This is a genomic window from Congzhengia minquanensis (assembly GCF_014384785.1).
Classification (GTDB): domain Bacteria; phylum Bacillota; class Clostridia; order UBA1381; family UBA9506; genus Congzhengia; species Congzhengia minquanensis.
The window spans coordinates 514,169-534,658 of the sequence record NZ_JACRSU010000003.1 but is presented as its reverse complement, the minus strand read 5'-3'; the positions used below and the strand labels follow the sequence as shown (position 1 = coordinate 534,658).

18 protein-coding genes are annotated in these 20,490 nt (G+C 45.6%); 15 read left to right on the top strand and 3 right to left on the bottom strand.

The genetic code is table 11. The annotated features are described in order from the left end of the window. Positions 1-278: 278 nt before the first annotated feature. Entirely contained in the window at positions 279-1,142 is an 864-nt protein-coding gene (locus H8698_RS10245; protein WP_249313405.1) for a helix-turn-helix domain-containing protein, read from the bottom strand. Between the two features lie 119 nt (positions 1,143-1,261). Between H8698_RS10245 and H8698_RS10240 the strand changes: the two genes are divergently transcribed. From H8698_RS10240 to H8698_RS10220, 5 genes are read left to right on the top strand one after another with little or no spacing between them, the layout of a single operon-like run. Then, positions 1,262-2,635, top strand: coding sequence for a mandelate racemase/muconate lactonizing enzyme family protein (locus H8698_RS10240; RefSeq protein WP_249313404.1), 1,374 nt, complete (start codon positions 1,262-1,264; stop codon positions 2,633-2,635). 5 nt (positions 2,636-2,640) lie between these two features. Further along, the gene (locus tag H8698_RS10235) at positions 2,641-3,966 is read left to right on the top strand and encodes an alpha-amylase family glycosyl hydrolase (protein WP_249313403.1); all 1,326 of its coding nucleotides are present in this window, start codon (positions 2,641-2,643) and stop codon (positions 3,964-3,966) included. Positions 3,967-4,007: 41 nt separating this feature from the next. Continuing rightward, positions 4,008-5,348 (top strand): endo-1,4-beta-xylanase, encoded by a 1,341-nt coding sequence (locus H8698_RS10230; protein WP_249313402.1) that lies wholly within the window; start codon positions 4,008-4,010, stop codon positions 5,346-5,348. Positions 5,349-5,353: 5 nt separating this feature from the next. Continuing rightward, complete coding sequence (locus H8698_RS10225) at positions 5,354-6,082, top strand: SDR family NAD(P)-dependent oxidoreductase (protein WP_249313401.1); 729 nt, start codon at positions 5,354-5,356, stop codon at positions 6,080-6,082. A gap of 22 nt (positions 6,083-6,104) precedes the next feature. After that, positions 6,105-7,007 carry an RraA family protein gene (locus tag H8698_RS10220; RefSeq protein ID WP_249313400.1) on the top strand — a complete coding sequence of 301 codons (903 nt, stop codon included), beginning with the start codon at positions 6,105-6,107 and terminating at the stop codon, positions 7,005-7,007. Between the two features lie 69 nt (positions 7,008-7,076). Here H8698_RS10220 and H8698_RS10215 read toward each other — a convergent pair whose 3' ends face one another. Continuing rightward, entirely contained in the window at positions 7,077-7,334 is a 258-nt protein-coding gene (locus H8698_RS10215; RefSeq protein ID WP_249313399.1) for a YlmC/YmxH family sporulation protein, read from the bottom strand. Positions 7,335-7,517: 183 nt separating this feature from the next. Here H8698_RS10215 and H8698_RS10210 point away from each other — a divergent pair, with 183 nt between their 5' ends. From H8698_RS10210 to radA, 10 genes are all read left to right on the top strand, one after another. Beyond that, entirely contained in the window at positions 7,518-7,730 is a 213-nt protein-coding gene (locus H8698_RS10210; protein ID WP_249313398.1) for a DUF378 domain-containing protein, read from the top strand. A gap of 218 nt (positions 7,731-7,948) precedes the next feature. Continuing rightward, positions 7,949-8,302, top strand: coding sequence for an Asp23/Gls24 family envelope stress response protein (locus H8698_RS10205; RefSeq protein ID WP_249313397.1), 354 nt, complete (start codon positions 7,949-7,951; stop codon positions 8,300-8,302). A 25-nt stretch (positions 8,303-8,327) separates the two neighbouring features. Then, on the top strand, positions 8,328-9,944 hold the full coding sequence (locus tag H8698_RS10200) for a DAK2 domain-containing protein (RefSeq protein WP_249313396.1): 1,617 nt from the start codon (positions 8,328-8,330) through the stop codon (positions 9,942-9,944). A gap of 11 nt (positions 9,945-9,955) precedes the next feature. After that, on the top strand, positions 9,956-12,004 hold the full coding sequence (gene recG / locus H8698_RS10195) for an ATP-dependent DNA helicase RecG (protein WP_249313395.1): 2,049 nt from the start codon (positions 9,956-9,958) through the stop codon (positions 12,002-12,004). 94 nt (positions 12,005-12,098) lie between these two features. Further along, positions 12,099-12,638 (top strand): 16S rRNA (guanine(966)-N(2))-methyltransferase RsmD, encoded by a 540-nt coding sequence (rsmD, locus tag H8698_RS10190; RefSeq protein ID WP_249313394.1) that lies wholly within the window; start codon positions 12,099-12,101, stop codon positions 12,636-12,638. Positions 12,639-12,643: 5 nt separating this feature from the next. Next, the gene (gene coaD / locus H8698_RS10185; protein WP_249313393.1) at positions 12,644-13,129 is read left to right on the top strand and encodes a pantetheine-phosphate adenylyltransferase; all 486 of its coding nucleotides are present in this window, start codon (positions 12,644-12,646) and stop codon (positions 13,127-13,129) included. Next, complete coding sequence (locus tag H8698_RS10180) at positions 13,130-13,570, top strand: ATPase (protein WP_249313392.1); 441 nt, start codon at positions 13,130-13,132, stop codon at positions 13,568-13,570. It abuts the gene before it with no gap. 144 nt (positions 13,571-13,714) lie between these two features. Further along, positions 13,715-14,185, top strand: a complete 471-nt coding sequence (locus tag H8698_RS10175; RefSeq protein ID WP_249313391.1) for a TspO/MBR family protein — start codon at positions 13,715-13,717, stop codon at positions 14,183-14,185. 19 nt (positions 14,186-14,204) lie between these two features. After that, positions 14,205-15,905 (top strand): VanW family protein, encoded by a 1,701-nt coding sequence (locus H8698_RS10170; RefSeq protein ID WP_249313390.1) that lies wholly within the window; start codon positions 14,205-14,207, stop codon positions 15,903-15,905. A 31-nt stretch (positions 15,906-15,936) separates the two neighbouring features. After that, positions 15,937-17,283: a DNA repair protein RadA gene (radA, locus tag H8698_RS10165; RefSeq protein WP_249313389.1), complete on the top strand. Its 1,347-nt coding sequence runs from the start codon at positions 15,937-15,939 to the stop codon at positions 17,281-17,283. A 37-nt stretch (positions 17,284-17,320) separates the two neighbouring features. Here the strand turns inward: radA and H8698_RS10160 are convergent, their stop codons facing one another. After that, positions 17,321-20,461 carry a glycosyl hydrolase gene (locus H8698_RS10160; protein WP_249313388.1) on the bottom strand — a complete coding sequence of 1,047 codons (3,141 nt, stop codon included), beginning with the start codon at positions 20,459-20,461 and terminating at the stop codon, positions 17,321-17,323. Between the last annotated feature and the right edge of the window lie 29 nt (positions 20,462-20,490).

Below are 20,490 nucleotides of genomic sequence, written 5' to 3'. Positions count from 1 at the left end.
TCAACTCCGCTTGCGGAGCGATATCCTTTTGACCGATATCTCTGTCTTTATCCAAAATTACTCGGAATTCTTCTCTCAAAGAATCTTCAAGCCTGCACTGTTCATTTTTCAAGGTTCTGGCCGCTCTCATTTACGAGCGGAATTTTATTATACCACGCTGTCAATCCTTTGTCAAGACTTTTTTGAAACTTTTTTCTGCAAAGCCCCGCTCAAAACCGACAGCTTATTTAGAATATCACATCCCTCCCCTTTTGTCAACCCCCTTTTTACACCTTTTTTTAAATTTCTCCCGGAGAATGTCCTGTTACCTTATGAAATGCCTTATAAAAATTCGAGGAACTGTTAAAACCACACCTTTGTGCAATTTCAAGTTTAGACAAGCTTGTTGTCTTAATAAGCGCCACCGCCTTTTCCACCCGTTTAATGGTGATATAGTCCCATGGGGAAATACCGTTAAACCTTTTAAACATGGTAGAAAAATAAGTTTTATTCATTGCCGCATGCTTTGCAATCTCTTCTAATGTAATTTCCTGTTCCAAGTTTTCGTCCATAAAATTTGCCGCGTGCTCAAGCTGGTTTAATACGTCTGCCGAAACGGGTTCTCTGTTTCCGGTTGCATCGATATAGCCATAATCGCGGGAAAGGGAAAGCAGCATATCAAACAGCAAGGTCTTTGCCTTAATTTCATAACCAAACTTTCGTTCTGCAAGTTCTTTTTCCAGAGAAAATATTTTATCTCTAATTTGTTTTGTGGCTGGATTATCCCTTTGAATTCGATTTTCAAACAGATTACTTCTATGAAAGAAAATCTGTAACAGCTTTACGCCAAAGGTACCGTTACCGCCCCACAAAATTCGCGGCTCAAACTGAATATTCAGCAGATCAAACGGAAACTCCGGCGAGATATCTGTAATGCAATGCACCTCATGACTGCCAAACAGAAACACGTCGCCTTCGTGAAATGCATATTCCTTTCCGCTTACCGTGTAGCGCCCTGCACCGGAACAGATGGTGGACAGCTCACATGCCGTGTGGTGATGCTCCCAAAAGGCACGTTTTCCTGTTTTCACCTTTGAAGAATGAAATACCTTTAGTAAGCTCGTTCCGGCCCCATCGCCTAACGACATTTCATTGAAACGCACGGTTAAAACCTCCAAAACCAAATATAGTGGACACTTTTCCAAATATAGTAGTTGCACATACGCCTGTTTTCATTTATTATAATATGTAAGATGAAAAATGTCAATGAGGGGGAACTTTCATGGAGAGAAAAGACATAAACGAAATGATGCAGGAACATGTCAACACCTATTCCTCGCCATCGGATTTAAAAATAACGGATATGCGTGTGGCAAATATCGACGGTGCGCCCAAGCATTGTCCTCTGATTAAAATTTATACCAATCAGGGCATTGTTGGCTTTGGCGAGGTACGGGACGCTTCCAGCGCCACCTATGCGCTGATGCTGAAATCACGGCTTTTGGGCGAAAATCCGTTAAATGTTGACAAGCTGTTCAGAAGAATAAAACAGTTTGGCGGCCACTCCCGCCAGGGCGGCGGCGTTTCCGGCATTGAAATTGCGCTTTGGGACATTGCAGGCAAGGCCTGGGGTGTTCCTCTCTGGCAGCTGTTGGGCGGAAAGTTCCGGGACAAGGTTCGCATGTATTGCGACACCGACGTGGACGGAAAGCATACGGGAACGGACATGGGGCATGCTTTAAAAAAACGCATGGAAAAAGGCTTTACCTTTTTAAAAATGGATTTAGGCATTGAACTAATGCTTGACGAGCCGGGATGTTTAAATGCACCGCTGGGATTTTTAGAAGATATAAAAAAATACTCCATGAAGGCCATTAACCATCAAAAAGGTTCTGTAGACAGGGACATGATGCTTGGCAAAAATTATGAAACGTTTACCATCCCTCACCACGCCACAGGAATTCACCTGACGCAAAAGGGCATGGACTTTTTAGAAAACTATGTAAAAGAAGTGCGGGACGTTATCGGCTATGAAGTTCCCCTTGCCATCGACCATTTTGGCCACATCAACATAGAGGACTGCATTTTGTTTGCCCGCCGGTTGGAAAAATATAATATCGCCTGGATTGAAGACATTGCCCCCTGGCACTACACCAGCCACTATGTAAAAATTGCAAATAGCTGCTCCGTGCCCATCTGCACCGGCGAAGACATCTATCTTGCGAAAAACTTCAAGCCGTTGCTGTCCTCCGGCGGCGTTTCGGTTGTGCACCCCGATGTTTTAACTGTGGGCGGGGCAATGGAAATGAAAAAGTTAGGAAATTTGTGCGATAAATATGGCACAGCAATGGCAGTCCACATGGCGGAAAGCCCTGTGGCATGTATGGCGGCAATCCATTGTGCGGCGGCAGTTCAAAATGTGCTGGCTGTGGAATTCCATTCTTCAGACGTGACCTGGTGGAACGATTTGGCCGTTGGAATTGACAATCCCCTAATTCAGAACGGGTTTGTAAACGTCCCCAATAAGCCAGGGCTGGGAATTGACAGCTTAAACGAGGAACTGATTGCCCAGCACCTGCACGAAAAATATCCGGGCCAGTGGGAGCCCACGGAGGAATGGAACAATGAGTGGTCGAACGACCGGGAATGGAGTTGACAAAAATGAACAATAAAACAAATGCAATTATCTATCAGCTTGCGCTGCGCACGTTTACACCGGAAGGAACGCTTCGTGCCGCCGCAACACTTTTGCCGCATATTGCTTCTTTGGGTGTGGATATCTTATACGTTTGTCCTTTTTTTGCAGAGGAAGAAGATACTGATAGGATTACATGGAGTGAACGTCAGAAAAAATCAGAAACAAACAATCCAAAAAACCCATATAAGATTGCCGATTATTTCAATGTGGACCCGGAATTTGGCACCAATGAAGATTTAAAAATTTTTGTAAGAAAAGCGCATGAAAACAGTCTTCTTGTAATGTTTGATCTAGTCTATTTACATTGCGGCAAAAGTGCGGTATTTATTAAGGAACATCCCGACTTTGTGATTAGAAATGAGGACGGAACAGTATGGATCGCAGACAGATGGCCGTTTGCAAGGCTGAATTATCAAAATGCGGAGCTCAGAAAATATCTGCTTCAGAATATGCAGACGCTTTTGGATGAATTTGAGTGCGACGGATTTCGCTGTGATGTCGGTGACAGCGTCCCGCTGGATTTCTGGCGTGATTCCTTTGCAAAGCTAAAGGAACGCCATGCCGATCTTGTGACGCTGAACGAAGGCATAAATCCGGAATACATACAAGAAGTATTTGATATGGGCTACAAGTATGATTGGAACCGCCTTATGATTGATATTTTTGCGAATGATACGCCTGCATACGAGTTGAAAAATACATATGAAAAAGAAAAAATGCAATACGGTGAAAATATTGTGAATCTAATCAGAACGATTGACACCCACGATGTTGCATCTGACGCCGGCCTTAGCAGGAACGAGATTATCATGACTTCCAAAGGTGTGGAAGCTGCGCTGGTCATCACCAACACCTACGATGGAGTTTCCTTTCTGTGGAACGGATATGAGCTCTGTGACGATGCTGAAAACAACATGTTTTCAAACCGTTTTTATGGGAAGCGCAGTGCAATGAACTGGTCAAAAGCATTTACGGAGGACGGAATCAGAAGAGCAGGTTTTATAAAGGAAATTCACAGGCTCCACCATGCTTGCGATGCCATTGTAAACGGCAGGATTCATTGGGTCGGCAACAGCAGCCCGAAGGAGGTCGTTTCCTATGTAAAAGCATCCGATAAACAGCAGCTGCTGATTGTCGTAAACACCAAGAATGCCTGTGTAAACGCAACACTAAACGCAGATATTTCTAACGCAAAAACAATAATGCAGTCCGGTTTGGCAGACGATTCTCTGTTAAACAAAACATTGAGCTTCAAGCCATATGGTTATCTGATTGCGGAACTTGGATAACATTTTATTATAAAATTGATGGAAGCAGGGAGGAAATATGAATGAATACTCGCAAAGAAACCATTTTGAAAAATTTTCGGAAAAACGAGACGTTTTTAAACACCACCGTAAAAAATAATATTGAAATTCACCGAAAAGGCACGGCAAAGCTTATCGTCACCGACGAAAACGGCAAACCGATTCCCGGGGCATTGGTAAAGTTTTGTCAGAAAAGTCACGAATTTAAGTTTGGTGCAAACCTGTTTATGCTGGACGAGCTGGAAACAGACGAAAAGAACAAACAATATAAGGAATATTTTAAAGAAATTTTTAACCTTGCCACCCTGCCCTTTTATTGGAGCGACTTGGAGCCAGAACGCGGAAAACCGCGTTATGGCAAAGAAAGCGCAAAAATTTACCGCCGCCCCGCACCGGATTTGTGCATTGAATATTGCCAGGAAAACAACATTGAACCAAAGCTGCACTGTTTAACGTATGACAACTTTATTCCGACCTGGCTGTTATCGTCTTCCACTGCAGAAATAAAAAAGGAATATACCAGGCGATTTCGCGAAATCGCTAAGCGTTACAGCGAAACCATTCCCACCATGGAAGTTACAAACGAGCTTTTGTGCGGTTCAGATAAGCCACGTTCCGATTTTTTCTTTGCAGACGACAATGCAGAGTGGAGCTGGCGAACAGCGGATAAATTCTTTCCGTTCACAAAGCTGATTATCAACGAGGCGGTTTTGTGGGAGCTGCCCTATCCTACCACCAACCGAAACGCATATTATATGCAAATTGAGCAGCTGCTTGCGAAAAATGTCCGCATCGATTCGATTGGCATGCAGTTTCACTCCTTCTGGCTCCGTGAGCAGGAGAAAGAGCTAATTTCTACCCGCTATAACCCCGAATTTGTTTACAGTGTTTTAAATAAATTCGCACAGTTGGGCCGCCCGCTCCAAATCACGGAGATGACAATTCCCGCTTTCACAGACATAGAAGAAGATGAAGCAATTCAGGCAGAGCTGCTAAACTACATTTACACCATCTTTTTCAGCCACCCGGCAATGGAAGCAATTATTTATTGGAATTTGCCGGACGGCTATGCCGCCTTTGCACCACAGGGCGACATGAAAGCCGGTGAAAATTACTACCGCGGGGGACTTTTGCGGTTCGACTTTACCAAAAAGCCGGCGTTTCATGTATTGGACGAATTGATTAACAAAAGGTGGCATGCCGAAGGCAAAACCGGCACAGATGACGGCGGAAACGCCGATTTCCACGGCTTCTACGGCAAATATGATGTAACAGTTGTAACAAACGGAAAGGAAATAAAAACGGAAATAGACCTTCGCAAAGGGTCGCAAAACAGCTTTACACTTCAAATCGGGAAGGAGTAAGAACCATGTTTAATTTAACAGGGAAAACCGCCCTGGTTACCGGCTCAACACAGGGAATTGGTTTTGCGGTCGCCGCATGTTTAGCAGGGCAGGGCGCATCTGTGTTTGTGCACGGCGGAACCTCAGCAGGCAAAGCGGAGGATGCGGCAAAAAAAATTCCCGGCGCGAAAGCGGTTTGCGTAGATCTTTCAGAGAAAGATGCGGCGGCCAAATTATTGGAGGCCACTGACAGCGTTGACATTTTAGTCTGCAATGCCAGCGTGCAGTTCCGAAAAAAGTGGAACGAAATTACGCATAAGGAAATCGAAGCCCAGCTTCAGGTAAACTTTGCTGCAACCCTCGGCTTAATTCAGCAATTTGCTCCGCACATGAAAGAAAACCGCTGGGGGCGCATCATTACTGTTGGCAGCGTCCAACAATATAAACCCCACAAAGACATGGCAGTTTATGCTGCCAGCAAAGCAGCGCAAATGAGTCTGGTAACAAACCTTGCAAAACAGCTTGCCCCCTTTGGCATCACGGTGAACAACCTGTCCCCCGGCGTAATTTTAACGCCGCGCAACGAAGACGTTTTAAACGACGCCGAATATAAAAAGCAGGTGCTTTCCGGAATTCCCTGCGGCTTTGCCGGAACTGCAGAGGACTGTGCCGCCCCAATTTTACTGCTGGCGTCAAACGAGGGGCGCTACATCACAGGCTGCGACCTGGTGGCAGACGGCGGAATGCGGCTGTAAGGACGGAAAGGACTTGATATAGATGCATTTTAATGTAAAAGAAGAAATTGTTGCTTTAACCCCCCAGTGGAAAGGAGAACGTTTTCCCGACGGAAGGCCGAAGGTGGCGGATAAATATCTAACTGCCCTGCAAAGTCTAACGTTAGAGGAGGTTTGGAAACCAATTTTCGTCAAGGGCTATGAAAGCCAATTTGAGGGCAGGCTCAAAACCCTCCACGACGATGGACGAAAACTCATTGGCCGCGCCGTTACCGCCACCTTTGCGCCTACGCGGCCGGATTTGCACGAAACCATGTTCGCCGTCGGCATGGCGGAGGGACGAAAAGGAAATTATAACCAGTGGGTGATTGACTCCCTGACAGAGGGCGACGTGGTGGTGGCCGACATGTACGACAAAATTTACAAGGGTACGTTTTTAGGCGGCAATTTAACCACAGCAATCAAAACCAAAACAAAGAACGGCGGCGGTGTTATTTGGGGCGGCGTACGGGACGTGGAACAAATGAAAAAGGTGGAGGGTATGCAGGTGTACTTCCGCGGCATTGACCCCACGCCAATCCGCGATTTTGTCATGACCGGATTTAACACAGCCACCCGGATTGGAAACGCCATTGTTCTGCCCGGCGACATTGTATTCGGCGCAGGCGGCGGCGTGCTGTTTATTCCCTCCCATTTGGTGGCGGAGGTGGTAGACGGTGCCGCGAAAACCCAGGTAAAAGATATTTTCGGTTTTGAAATGATTACCCAAAACAAATTTACCACAGCACAGATTGACAGAAACACCTGGACGGAGGAAATGCTGGATTTGCTCATGGCGTTCATTCAAACCGACAGCCGCGGTGAGCCTTACCGCGGTTTAGACTGGTCTGCAGAATTCGATCTGGCAAGAAACGGTGACCCCAACGACACGCAGACGGCACTGTAAATTGCTTTAATCAAAATTTTTTAAAATAAAAGCGCGGAAAGAAAAAATTTTTCCGTGCTTTTTTCCTGTTCATTTTTTTCCCCTGTCAAACATGCGCGGCGGCATATCCACTAAAATAACGTCGTCGCCAATCATTTTTATTTTGTCCCACGTAATTACCAAATCGTCGCTTTTTCCAAAATTAAACAGTTTCATTTTTCCTGGTACAATAATCGCTTCGATTTCACCTTTATTTAAACTTACTTCAACGTCTGAAACATAACCCATTCTTGATGCGTCGTTTACGTTTATCACTTCTTTTTGCCGCAGTTCGCCTGCACGGTACATAAAAAATCACTCCTTTGCTTTTACAATAAGTTTATGTATGAAACGTTTTATAAAGAATGGTATAAATATATTTATTTTGCAAAAAATACGGATACATAAAGATGAATGGGATTTCATTTGCGCAGTCCCGCAGGCGCAAACAGCCATTCATTTAAAAATGCGGGAGGAAAGGTGATTTTATTTATGAATACACTGGATAATATCAGTCTGATTTTAGTCATCATTGGCGCATTGAACTGGGGCTGCATCGGTCTTTTCGGTCTCGATGTGGTGGGCTTTTTGTTCGGCGGTCAAATGGCCGTTGCAAGCCGCATCATCTATTCCCTGGTAGGCCTGGCCGGTCTTTGGTCCATCACGCTTTTGTTCAAAGATAAGGTCCCGGCAAGTTCACACTGACAAACAAGTCAAAAGAGAACTGCGGCGCGAAAAAGTATGTTACCTTTTCGCGCCGTAACCGTTTTGTCACGAAATTGTAAATAATTGAAAAATAGCTCTTCCATTTTTGGAAAATATATGCTATAATGTAAGAGTATAATTATATAATAGTACAAATGAAGCTTCACATTTTTATTTTATGCAGTTTCATAAAATAAATCAATCCGGAGGTAATTGATATGGCGATAAAAACCGAAAACGATAACGGCGCAATAGTAGTTTCTGAAAATGTCATTGCACGAATTGCCGGCGTTGCAACCTCAACCTGCTACGGTGTGGTTGGCATGGCCTATAAAAGCACGTCGGACAGCATTGCCGCACTTTTAAAATGGGATTCGATCACAAAAGGCATAAAAGTGAACACGGAAGACGAAAAAATCAGTATCGACCTTCATGTAATCGTTGAATACGGTGTGAATATAAAGGTCATCTGCGAAAGCATTATTGGAAATGTGAAATACGCTGTTGAAACCGCAACGGGATTTAAAGTAGGCAAAGTAACCGTTAACGTTGAAGGCGTTAGAATTGATTAATTAAAAAATTCGGAGGTGTACCCCATTGTTATTTACAGCTGATTCCGAAACTTTGTGCCGTGCCTTTTTGTCCGGTGCGAACAAGCTTTGTAATAATAAACTAATTTTAAACGATTTGAATGTGTTTCCCGTGCCCGACGGCGACACGGGTTCGAACATGTCTATGACCGTAACCGCCGCTTGCAAGGATTTGCTTAAGAACAACTACAACACAGTTGGAAAAGTGATGAACGGCATTGCTTCCGCGTCCCTCCGGGGCGCCCGCGGCAACTCCGGCGTTATTTTGTCCCAGCTGTTCCGCGGCATGGCAAGACGGCTCTCAGATCTCAGCACTGCTGACGCAAGAGACATTGCGGAGTGCTTAAAAGAGGGTGTGTCTGCGGCTTATAAAGCCGTAATGAAGCCCATGGAAGGCACCGTGCTTTCTGTTTCGAGAGACGCGGCAGACGCAGCCTTAAAAGCGCTGGAAACCAGCGGCGACATTGTAGTGGTTTTAAGCGCGGCAGTTTCTGCCTCACAGGAAAGCTTGGCCCGCACGCCGGAGCTTTTGCCCCAGCTAAAGCAGGCCGGTGTGGTAGATTCCGGCGGTCAGGGCTTAGTCTACCTTTTAGAAGGCGCTCTTTCTTACCTGGAAACAGGCGAGGTAGTTGAACTTTCTGGCTCAGAGGTCAGCGTTAACACCACGTTAGATAAAAAGTTAATAGACGCAAACATTAAATTTATTTACTGCACAGAATTTTTAATCAATAAATCGGCGCAGTCCGCCCCGGTGGGACTGTTCCGTGACAGAATTTCGAAAAAAGGTGACTGCATGGTGGTCATTGACGATGACGACATCGTGAAAGTCCACATTCACACAAACAATCCGGGATATGTGATGCAGGAGGCCGTGAAAATCGGTGAACTGGTAAACATTAAAATTGACAATATGAAATATCAGCACAACGAACGGATTAACGCAGAAACCCAGCCCCAGGAGCCGGAAAAAGAAATCGGGTTTGCCGCTGTTGCGGCGGGCAGCGGTTTAGAAAATATTTTTTCTGACATGGGTGTCGACAAGGTGATTGAAGGCGGCCAAACCATGAACCCCAGCACCGACGATATTTTGTCTGCGGTGAACAGCGTAAATGCCAAAACCGTGGTGGTGCTGCCCAACAACAAAAACATCATCATGGCGGCAAAACAGGTGATAGATTTAACGGAGAAAAATGTTGTGGTTTTGGAAACCCGTTCTGTTCCAGAGGGCATTGCGGCTAAGCTGGCTTTTGACCCCGCAGTTGATTTAGAAAATAATATAACGGCGATGAACAGCGCCATATCAAATATAAAAACCGGAATGGTAACTTATTCTGTGCGTAATTTTACGTTTCAGGACACAGAATATCCGGAAAACAAAATCATTGGCCTTGCCGGCGGCGAGATTAAAGCCGTAGGCGACGATTCGTTTTCTGTTTTGCAGGAGTTGCTCGGCCAGGTCGTAAACGACGACAGCGACATTATCAGTGTTTATTACGGCGGAAACGTAACGGCAGACAAAAAAGAGCAGATTGAAGATGTTTTGGAAGAAAAATATGAAGACTGCGACGTTTTAGTTTATGAAGGCGGCCAGCCTTTGTATGATTACATCTTCTCTGTTGAATAGGTGTGGTTTTCTTGGATAAGAAAAATATTTTAAATGAATCTATCTCCGTGTTAGACGGAATTGGCCAAAAGCGTGCGGAATTATTCCGCACGCTTGGTGTTTTTACGGTGTCCGATTTGCTTACGTTTTATCCCAGAGGCTATGAGGACAGAACAAAACTGAAAAAACTGGCAGAGCTTACCGATGGGGAAACCGTCTGCGTAAGAGGCCGGGCCGTGTCCCCCTTGCGCGAAAATATGATCCGGAAAAACCTGTACGTCTGTTCGCTTAAAATCTCAGACGGTACAGGTTTTCTTGAACTTGTGTGGTTTAACAATCGGTTTATCAAACGCATGATTAATTTAGAAACGGAATATGTTTTTTACGGCAAAGTATCGATAGGGCAGAAAAAGCAAATGCAAACGCCCCTGTTTGAAGTTCCGGGAACAAACAATGTTACCGGAAAAATCTTTCCCATATACAGTCTTTGCGCGGGACTTTCTTTAAAAATTGTCACAGATGCGGTGCGCGCTGCACAGGACTTAGCCCTTCAATTGCTGCCGGAAATTCTGCCGGAGCACCTTCGGCAGGAGCATAATTTGTGCTCTGTTTGGTATGCTGTTCAAAATATTCATTTTCCAAAAGACATGGCTGCCTTAGAGCTTGCCCGCAGACGGCTGGTGTTTGAGGAGCTGTTTTTATTTCAAACCGCGCTATTCTCTCTTAGGGAGGACAGAACAATAGAAAAAGCGGTTTCCTTAAAGAATTCCGGATTTACAAAACAGCTTGTCAGCACACTTCCCTACCCCTTAACTGCCGCGCAAAACCGCGTGGTAGGTGAAATCTGTTCCGATTTGGAACGCGCAGTTCCCATGAGCAGGCTGGTGCAGGGCGATGTGGGCTGCGGAAAAACGCTGGTTGCGGCAATTGCAATGTTTGTCTGCGCAAAAAACGGCTATTCCGCCGCCATGATGGCGCCCACAGAGATTTTGGCGAGTCAGCACTATGAATCGTTATCAGCGCTTTTCGCCCCCTTCGGATTGGAAACGCGGCTCATCACCGGCTCTATGACTGCAAAACAGCGGCGCACTGTAACAGAAGAAATTGAAAATGGAAGGGTAAAAATCATTGTAGGCACCCATGCGTTAATCAGCGAGCAGACAAATTTGGGAAACCTTGCGCTCATTATCACGGACGAGCAGCACCGGTTCGGGGTTTCCCAAAGAAAACAGCTGGAAAACAAAGGCAGGCACCCCCACGTCCTGATTATGACGGCCACACCCATTCCGCGGACGCTCGCCCTCATGATGTACGGCGATTTGGACATTTCCATAATCGACGAGCTTCCCCCAGGCAGAAAAAAGGTTGACACCTTTGTGGTGGGCGAGCATATGCGCCGGCGCGTTTATGCCTTTTTAAAAAAAGAAACCGATGCCGGAAGACAGGCCTACATCGTCTGCCCTGCGGTGGAACCCTCTGAAATTCCGGGCATGAAAGACGTTTTAACTTACAGTGGTGAACTAAAACAACTTTTTGGAAGCAGAGTTTCCTACATTCACGGCAAGATGAAGCCCGGGGAAAAAGACGAAATCATGACCCGGTTCAAAAACGGGGATATTAAAATTTTGGTTGCCACCAGCGTAATTGAGGTAGGTGTAAACGTTCCCAACGCGTCTGTCATGGTAATTGAAAACGCGGCGCGGTTCGGCCTTTCCCAGCTTCACCAGCTCAGAGGGCGCGTAGGCCGCGGCAGCGACAAGGCCTATTGCATTTTGTTCCCCGGCGAAAATATTCCAACCGACACGCCGAGAATGAAAATTATGAAACAGAGCGCCGACGGGTTTCAAATTGCCGAGCAGGACTTAAAGCTTCGGGGGCCGGGCGAGTTTTTTGGCGCCCGCCAACACGGGCTGATGACCTTTAAATTGGCAAACATTTATTGCGACATTGACATTTTAAACGAAACTACCAAAGCGGCAAAAGAATTGGTTCTGTCAGACAAAGGATTTAAAAAAACGGAAAATAAACCGATTTTCGACGCTATATTAAAGTTATTTGACACAAACATTACATTTAGTTAACAATTTGGCAAATTTCATTGACATTCATCTGAATTATAATAAAATATAATATGATAATGTGTCTAAAATTAAGATAAATTGCGGAGGAAACATTTTGCGGGTAATTGCAGGCAGCGCACGGGGAAAAAAGCTTTACGCCTTAGAGGGACGGGATATTCGCCCCACGTTAGACCGTGTAAAAGAGTCGGTTTTTAACATGATTGCGCTTAACTTGCCCGGTGCCTCCGTTTTAGACCTGTTTTGCGGCAGCGGCGCATTGGGAATTGAAGCTTTAAGCCGCGGAGCACATCACGCCGATTTTGTGGACAGCCGGAAAGAATCGCTTGCCGTAACGGATAAAAATCTTAAAATGACGCGTTTGGACAAAAATGCATCTTTAATTTTATCCGACAGTATTGCCTTTTTAAAAACCACAGGCCAAAAATTTGACGTCATTTTTATTGACCCTCCCTATGAATCGGATCTTTACGAAAAATCGCTTCAAATCATTGCTGAAAGAAATATTTTAAAGCCAGAGGGGCAAATTATAGTTGAGTGCGACAAATTAAATACCCCTGCGTTTGATTTCTGCGGTTTTTCAATTTACCGCGACAAAACCTATGGCAGGGTAAAAATTTTGATAATGAAAGAGTGACATCCTTGAAAATTGCAGTTTATCCCGGAAGCTTCGACCCCGTTACCTGCGGACATTTAGATATTATAAAGCGCAGCTGCAAGGTGTTTGACAAAGTAATTGTGGCAGTTTTAAACAACTCCGCAAAGCACCCGCTGTTTTCCGTATCTGAGCGGATGGAGCTGATCGGCCGCTGCACAAAAGATTTGCCCAACTGTGAGGTAGACAGTTTTGGCGGGCTCTTGGTGGACTTTGCCAAAAAGAAAAACGCAGACACCGTTATCCGCGGTCTGCGCGCCATCTCCGATTTTGAATATGAGTTTCAGATGGCGCTGTTAAATAAAAAACTGAATCCGGAAATTGAAACCATGTTTATGGTTACAAGCCTGAACTGTTTATACATCAGCTCCAGCGTAGTGAAAGAAATTTGCCTGTACGGCGGCAATACCCAGGGATTAATACCTGATGAAATAATAGAAGATGTAAAATATAAGATGGAGAAGGAGTGCTAAATGATGGACATTGAACAACTTATTGACGCTTTGGAAGACAAAATTGACAGCTGTACCACCATACCAATATGGGGCCGGGGAATCATTGACAAGGACGAGCTTTTAGACATGATACAGGATATCCGCATGAAATATCCTGATGAAATGAAGCAGGCGAAGTGGGTGAAAGAAGAACGCCAGAGAATTATTAATGACGCACAAAAAGAGGCGGCCGGCATTATTAAAGCCGCTGAAGATAAAATTGCCGCAATGGTGAACGAACACGATATTACGCAGCAGGCTTACGAAAAAGCGAATCAAATTGTAGACAGTGCGCAGAAAAACTCCCACGAAATTCGCGTGGGTGCGAACCAATATGCCGACGATGTGCTGCGCGCATTAGAAGAAGAACTGATTAAAACAGCGGAAACCATTCGCGCTAACAGAAATGGTTCCAGATAATACATAACCGCGGTGATAAAACAAAGGTACGGAAAAACTCACTTTTCCGTGCCTTTGTTTTAAAATGCAAACGCGCCTGAATGTATATTCCTTTTTTGAAATCCATATACTGTACCATATTTTAAGAACATAGGTGGTCTTTATATGAAAACGACAATTCAGGCAATTAAATCAATCCTTCTTCCGGTCTTGACCGGACTGCTGGCAGGGCTTTTAATTTCAAACAATACAGATATGTATAACGTTTTGATAAAACCTCCTTTTGCCCTGCCCGGCAGTTTGTTTCCCGTTGTTTGGACGGTGCTCTACATTTTAATGGGCGTTGCGTTCTTCTTGTTTCAAACATCGGGCGCGAATGAGAAAGATTTAAACGACGGCAAGCTGTTTTTTTACACACAGCTGTTTTTTAACTTTTTGTGGCCAATTGTGTTTTTTAACTTTAAGCTGCCGTTTACCGCGTTTATTTTGCTCGTAATTCTGTTTGTGTTCACTGCCATCACGGTGGTTAAGTTCTACCAGTCGAGCAAGCTTTCCGGCATTTTGCTGCTGCCATATCTTTTATATATTCTCTATGCCGGATATTTAAACTTTGCAATCTGGTTTTTAAATTTGTAATTTTTTACGGGGTGATTGAATGTCAGCTTCAAAAAAGCGGCAAGAAACAAATAAAAGCAAAAAAAAGACGGTTTTACTTATTTTCCTCATCGTAGCCTTAGTCGCTGCGATTGCCTCTGTGTCAGCCTATTCTGCAAAAATTCTAGCATATGACAAGGTTTATGAAGGCGTTTATATTGGTGAAACGCCAGTGGGCGGCATGTCGGAAGACGAGCTAAGAAACAAAATTCCCGAGCTTGCAGACCTTTCTTCCGTTTACGACATTATCATAAACATTGACGGGGCCAGTGAAAAATTAAGCACCTTATCCCTTTCGCCGGCTTTAGACGTAGAACAAATGGTCAACTTGGCCATGGAATATGGCCGGAAGGAGCGGGGCCTAGGCAGGCTCAGCGAAATTTCCAACATGAAAAAAAATCCGGTTACAGTGCCATATTCCCTTTCCTTTGATGAATATGCCCTGCAGCGTGTTTTAGACAAAATTTCCGCCAGTCTTGACATTACGGCGGTGGACAATAAAATTGAAATTGGAGCGGACTCCTTAACGATAACCCGGGGTGCACCGGGCCGCGGCATCGTATATGAAGAAGTAAAGAAAGGCATTACCGACTGCCTGATTAACCACACGGACGAAATTTCATTACAGCTTAAAGAAATTGAACCGGAAGAAATAACGGTCGATTTTATTAAGCGTCACACATCGAGCGAACCGACAGACGCAACCTATACCATCTCTGACCACAAGCTTTTGTTTACTCAGAGCAGTCCCGGTGTAACGTTTGACGATAAGGAAGTAAAACGTGCGCTTAAGGCAGAAGAGGGTAAGGCCGTGGTTGTGGTTCCGGTTACGGTGCTGGAACCTAAGGTTACTACCGAATCATTGAAAGCTTCGCTTCTGACCGACGAGCTGGGAACCTATTCATCAGACTTTTCCTCCTCCAGCGCAGACCGCGCCCACAACATTCAGCTTGCCTGTGACAAAATAAACGGATATATTTTAGCCCCAGGCGAAGAATTTTCCTATAACGATGTGGTTGGCCCAAGAACGGTAGAACGTGGATTCCGCATGGCAAACGTTTATGTGGGAAACACCGTGCAGCCGGGAATTGGCGGCGGAATTTGCCAGGTTTCGTCCACCATGTTTAACGCTGTGGTCTACGCCGATTTAGACATCACATCAAGAAGAAACCATACCCTCCCTGTGACCTATGTTCCCATGGGCAGGGACGCAACGGTTTCCTATGGTTCTGTTGATTTTAAGTTTAAAAATAACTATTCAAAACCGATTGAAATTCGTGCAGAATGTATCGGACGCAAAAATGTAATTACCATTTACGGCACCAATGAGCGTCCTAACCGCAAAATTGAAATAGAAACTGAAAAAACAGGCACCACTTCCCCAAAAGTTGTCCGCAAGGAAGACTCTTCCATGCCGGAGGGGAAAGTGAAGGTAGAGAGCGCCGGCACCAACGGAAGCTCTTACATTGCCTACAAGGTTGTTTATGAAAACGGCGTGAAAATCTCCAGCGACGTGCTGTGCAAGAGTACCTATTCCGGCAAGGACCGGGTTGAAATAGTTGGAACGAAAAAAGCTTCGCCCTCGCCTTCTGCCTCCTCGACCACAACGGCAAAGCCTTCCGTCGACCCGAAACAAACGGCGCCGGCGCCTTCCGCGCCGCCCGATGCAGAACCCAACAGCGAAACGGCACAGCGGCCATAGGATAAAATAAAATGCTTCGGAGTTGTTATAGATGAAATCAAAAGTGGTTTATGTATGTTCAGAATGTGGTTATGAATCTGCAAAATGGATTGGAAAATGCCCCGGCTGCGGCGGGTGGAACACCTTTGCAGAAGATGTTGTGGTGACATCGAAATCGTCTAAGAAAGTAGCGCAGTCTTTCTCTGTCCCGGTAAAGCTTTCAACGGTAGACACAACGAAAGACCCCAGAATTGTCTGCGGCATTGGGGAGCTCGACCGCGTTTTGGGCGGCGGCATTGTCCGCGGGTCGCTGGTTTTGGTAGGCGGCGAGCCAGGCATTGGAAAATCGACCATTTTGCTTCAATTAATTAAATCGTTAGAACAGAACACCAGTTTTTTTTACGTTTCCGGAGAGGAATCGGAAAAGCAACTGAAAATGCGGGCTGACAGGCTAGGAATCCGGCAGGATTTTTATGTGCTGACAGAAACCGACATTAACGCAGCAATAAAGCACGCCGAAACCATTACACCTGATATTTTAATTATCGACTCGATTCAGACCATGTATAATCCCGACATCGCATCGGCCCCCGGAACGGTGAGCCAGGTGCGGGATGTTACGCTTTCTTTAATGAAGCTGGCAAAAGAACGGTCTATCTCCGTTTTTGTAGTGGGCCACGTGACAAAAGACGGGGCATTGGCTGGCCCAAAGGTTTTAGAGCACATGGTTGACTGTGTGCTATACTTTGAGGGCGAACGCCACCAAAGCCACCGAATTTTGCGCGCCGTGAAAAACCGGTTTGGTTCCACCAACGAAATTGGCGTGTTTGAAATGACCGGCGAAGGCCTGCGGGAGGTAAAAAACCCGTCGTCCATGATGTTGGAAGGCCGGCCGGAACAAACATCAGGTTCTACCGTCATCTGCACCTTAGAGGGCACAAGGCCGCTATTAGCCGAGGTGCAGTCGCTGGTTGCGCCAACCACCTTTCCCGCCCCGCGCCGCATGACCACTGGGGCAGATTACAACCGCGTAAACCTTTTAATTGCGGTGTTGGAAAAGCGCGTGGGGCTGAACCTTTCCAATCAGGACATTTATGTAAACATTGTCGGCGGCATGCGCATCGACGAGCCTGCGGCGGACTTAGGTATTATCTGCGCCGTGGCCTCCGCCTTTAAAAACAAAGACATCGCCCCGGACATCGCCCTAATCGGCGAGGTGGGCCTAACAGGCGAGCTTCGTGCAGTGAACCAGATTGACAAGCGGCTGAACGAAATGAAAAAGCTCGGTTTTTCAAAGTGCATTATCCCAGAATCGAACAAACGAGGACTTGCTCCGCCAAAAGACCTCACCATTTATTATGCAAAAAACGTTGGCTCTGCTTTGCAGTTATTGTTTTAAAAAAAGAAAACCGCCGGGAATTTTTCCCGGCGGTTCTTTATTTGCTGATTACCTTAATTACAGGACTTTTTAAAATGCCAAAGGGCCGTGTGCGATATTCATAACACCACGCATTGCCGCGGGCGGACCAGGCATTGGGCCCAATCCAGGTTTCCGTTTCGTCGGCTAAGTGCAGCGGCGCAAAGGTGTTATACCGGTTGCCAAACAGCTCAAATTCTACCGTGTGTTTCCCTTTTGCAACATTTTTAAATTCCACAAGAAATGGCGGCAGCGCAGAAATTCCAGCTTCTTTCCCATCCAGATAAACCTTTACCAGCGCCCCGCGGAACGAGGTGGCTGAAATCTCTAAATCACAATCCTCAACGCAGATTTCTGTTTTATAAATGATGTTACCGCTGTAGAAAGGCAAATCCTGTTTATCTGTTGACATAAATGCCAACCGTTCCCGCGGGGGAATTAAGGTCGACTCCGTACCCGCAAGACGCACAAAAAAGTCCCCTAAAAGGTAACATGCCTCCACCGTTCCCCGCTTGGAATAAGGCACGGTAAGCTCTAACACGTTTTCACCCTTTTTCACGTCCGGCAGCGGCACAGTTTTAATAAACTGATCCACATACCAGCCGTCAATGTTCGATTGAACCGCCTCTCCGTTGAACAAAATTTTTGTCGATTCTGCCTGCTCTAAGGCCAGCTTGCAGCCTGAAAGTCCAAATTCTGAATGGAACCGGTATTTTAGATGCACAAAGTGCTCTGCCGGTTCGTCTGCAATCACCCAGGGCTGGGGGAAATCCACCTGCCAGCCTAAGGACGCCCGAAACATATCGCTGATTTTTAAAACCTCTTCTTTTTCGTTCCACTCACCGTCGTCAAAGGCATATTCTGCAATGTCCAACAGCAAAACATTGGGTTCTGCAAGCTTATAATCCACCGCTTCTTTAAAATCAATCCTGCGGCATACAGTTTTTTTGGGTTCTTCCCTTTGTGCTTTTTCTTTTGTCTTTTTCAGCAACTTGAAAAGGTAGCTGTTTCCCCAATAATATTTTGTCTTAATTACAGTTTTGCCGTCTTTTATCTCAAAGTTTGGCTCATTCGTTTCACCTGTCATGGTGTCGTAGAGAACCGGTGTGAACTCCCCGTTTATTACGATTTGAATATCGTCTTCCGTGAACACTGCAGATGAAGAACCTGCCACAGAAAGATACGATGCGTTTTGCCAGTTATCATAAATGTCTAACGAATGTGGTTTTACGCTTCCTGTTTCCATAAATATCTGAGAATTTGCAATAAACAGCCACTTTCCGTCCGTATCCTTACGCATCTGATATATAAACCGGTCGGATTTTTGCCCGTTCCCCATGTAAATTTCGAGCTGTCGGTCAGAAATAGCGTTTGTCAGTGCATATTGGTCCATGGGTACCTTTGTCGCCATTTCATACAGCGGCTTTGCCAAATGGGAGGACTTCGCATCCACAAATTCCGGGCACTTACCTGTAAAAATCAGCTTTCCGCCGTTTTGGCAAAACTCTGTAAGCCTGTCTATGGTGTTTTTCCGCAGGGTTACACAGTTCGGCACAACAATGGTAGAATAAGACATTTTTCCAACCACAAGCGGATTGCCGCCTTTGGTGCTAAGGTCTTCTAAATTGCCCTCGTCAATATAGTCAAAATCAATCAGCCTGTGAAGCAAAAATTTTGAAACAAAGGCAAGCTGGCTGTCTAAGCTGTCAATCATGCCGCCGCAGGTGTCATTCGGCCCAAACTGCATCCACATACTCTCAATGGGATGAATTACCCCCACAGAAACATCTGGTTCACCGCGGGTGAGTGCAGTGTTGACCCGAGAAAAATGATCTTCAATCAGCTTATATTCTTTATACCAGGGCGACTGGTAGAATATGGACGCAGGATAGTCCCGCTTTGCCGTGCCCTCCATGGTAAGCCAGGAAAGATGCGGAACGCGGACGGTAACGCCCAAAGCCGCCTCCCAGTCTCCCTGAAATTTGTGACCGCGAAAATCAAAGTCCCAGTTCGTCACGCCATAAAGCTCCGACATTACGCCCTCTTTCCCATATTGATGTACAACCGACTGCGCCTGCTTTGCTGTAATTTCCCTGTCGCCGTTCACCAGCGTGTCAATACCCGGCAGCTGCATATGCGGATAAAGCCGCATCACGTCGCCGCAGCACCACAACTGAAGTTGCATTGTATCCTCGGTGTTTGAGTGGCCTGTCAGCATAAGGCCGTTTTTTTCGCACCAGCGGCCAATTTGTCCGTAAAAACAGTCAGCAAGGCGGTTAGTAAGACATCGGTAATAAACATATTTAACATAGGACGGTGCATTGTCCTCCAGCGCAAAAAACAGTTCCGGCAGCACCGGCCTTATGTCTAAACCTGTTTCATGTTTTAAGTCAACATCAAAATCCGTTGTCCAGGGAATTTGAGCTGCCGCGTCTCCGTTCGAAAACGGCTTGGGGATCACACGGCCATATTCCGGCTCGTCGGTAAAGATTGCAGGAACGGTTTTTCCAAACTCGCTTCCAACGGCATTTTTATAGGCCTCATGGGTTACTTCAATAAACTTTGCCACCGCCTCGTAGCTTAACGTGTCCAGATAGGTCTGGTTGTTATACCACGGTGTCGGGTCTAAGGTTTTCACAAACGCATAATATTTATTTGCGCATTCCTCTTCCCGTCCGACCTCGCGGCAGGATTTTAAAAAGCCCCTGTCATCTAAAACCACATCATATGCTGCGTAGAAATAAGGAAGCCCCTCCTCAATCGCCTGTTCCTTTGGTACGTCTTCTAAATTCTCTTTTGTAAACAGCATAATTTTACCGCGGTATTTGGGTGTTTTGGTCACCAAACCGCCTGCAAAGCCCGAGGGCCATTTGTCCTCATCGTAGAGCCAGGCCAGCATGTCTTCCTCTTTTGCCTTGCCCACACAGTATTTCACGCAGTTCATAAAACCCTCGCCCAGATATTCCATTGACATGCCGCTGCGTGAATGCATATGAAATCCGCCGAAGCCCATTTCCTTAAAAATTTCAATTTGTTCTTTTAAAATTTTGTCGTCAAACTTGTTGTTCCAAGCCCAGAAAGGCGTGCCGCGATATTCCGCCGTGGGATTTTGAAACAGCTCGTCGCTTAAACTTTGTTCCCTGTTTTTTTTGTAAAGCATAAATTTACCGCTCCTTTCAATGAAAATCT

Excerpts from the sequence above, each read along its gene's own strand:
- H8698_RS10240 (WP_249313404.1), top strand. The coding sequence starts at position 1,262 with ATGGAGAGAAAAGACATAAACGAAATGATGCAGGAACATGTCAACACC.
- H8698_RS10235 (WP_249313403.1), top strand. The coding sequence starts at position 2,641 with ATGAACAATAAAACAAATGCAATTATCTATCAGCTTGCGCTGCGCACG.
- H8698_RS10230 (WP_249313402.1), top strand. The coding sequence starts at position 4,008 with ATGAATACTCGCAAAGAAACCATTTTGAAAAATTTTCGGAAAAACGAG.
- H8698_RS10225 (WP_249313401.1), top strand. The coding sequence starts at position 5,354 with ATGTTTAATTTAACAGGGAAAACCGCCCTGGTTACCGGCTCAACACAG.
- H8698_RS10220 (WP_249313400.1), top strand. The coding sequence starts at position 6,105 with ATGCATTTTAATGTAAAAGAAGAAATTGTTGCTTTAACCCCCCAGTGG.
- H8698_RS10215 (WP_249313399.1), bottom strand. The coding sequence starts at position 7,334 with ATGTACCGTGCAGGCGAACTGCGGCAAAAAGAAGTGATAAACGTAAAC.
- H8698_RS10210 (WP_249313398.1), top strand. The coding sequence starts at position 7,518 with ATGAATACACTGGATAATATCAGTCTGATTTTAGTCATCATTGGCGCA.
- H8698_RS10205 (WP_249313397.1), top strand. The coding sequence starts at position 7,949 with ATGGCGATAAAAACCGAAAACGATAACGGCGCAATAGTAGTTTCTGAA.
- H8698_RS10180 (WP_249313392.1), top strand. The coding sequence starts at position 13,130 with ATGATGGACATTGAACAACTTATTGACGCTTTGGAAGACAAAATTGAC.
- H8698_RS10175 (WP_249313391.1), top strand. The coding sequence starts at position 13,715 with ATGAAAACGACAATTCAGGCAATTAAATCAATCCTTCTTCCGGTCTTG.
- H8698_RS10170 (WP_249313390.1), top strand. The coding sequence starts at position 14,205 with ATGTCAGCTTCAAAAAAGCGGCAAGAAACAAATAAAAGCAAAAAAAAG.
- radA (WP_249313389.1), top strand. The coding sequence starts at position 15,937 with ATGAAATCAAAAGTGGTTTATGTATGTTCAGAATGTGGTTATGAATCT.
- H8698_RS10160 (WP_249313388.1), bottom strand. The coding sequence starts at position 20,461 with ATGCTTTACAAAAAAAACAGGGAACAAAGTTTAAGCGACGAGCTGTTT.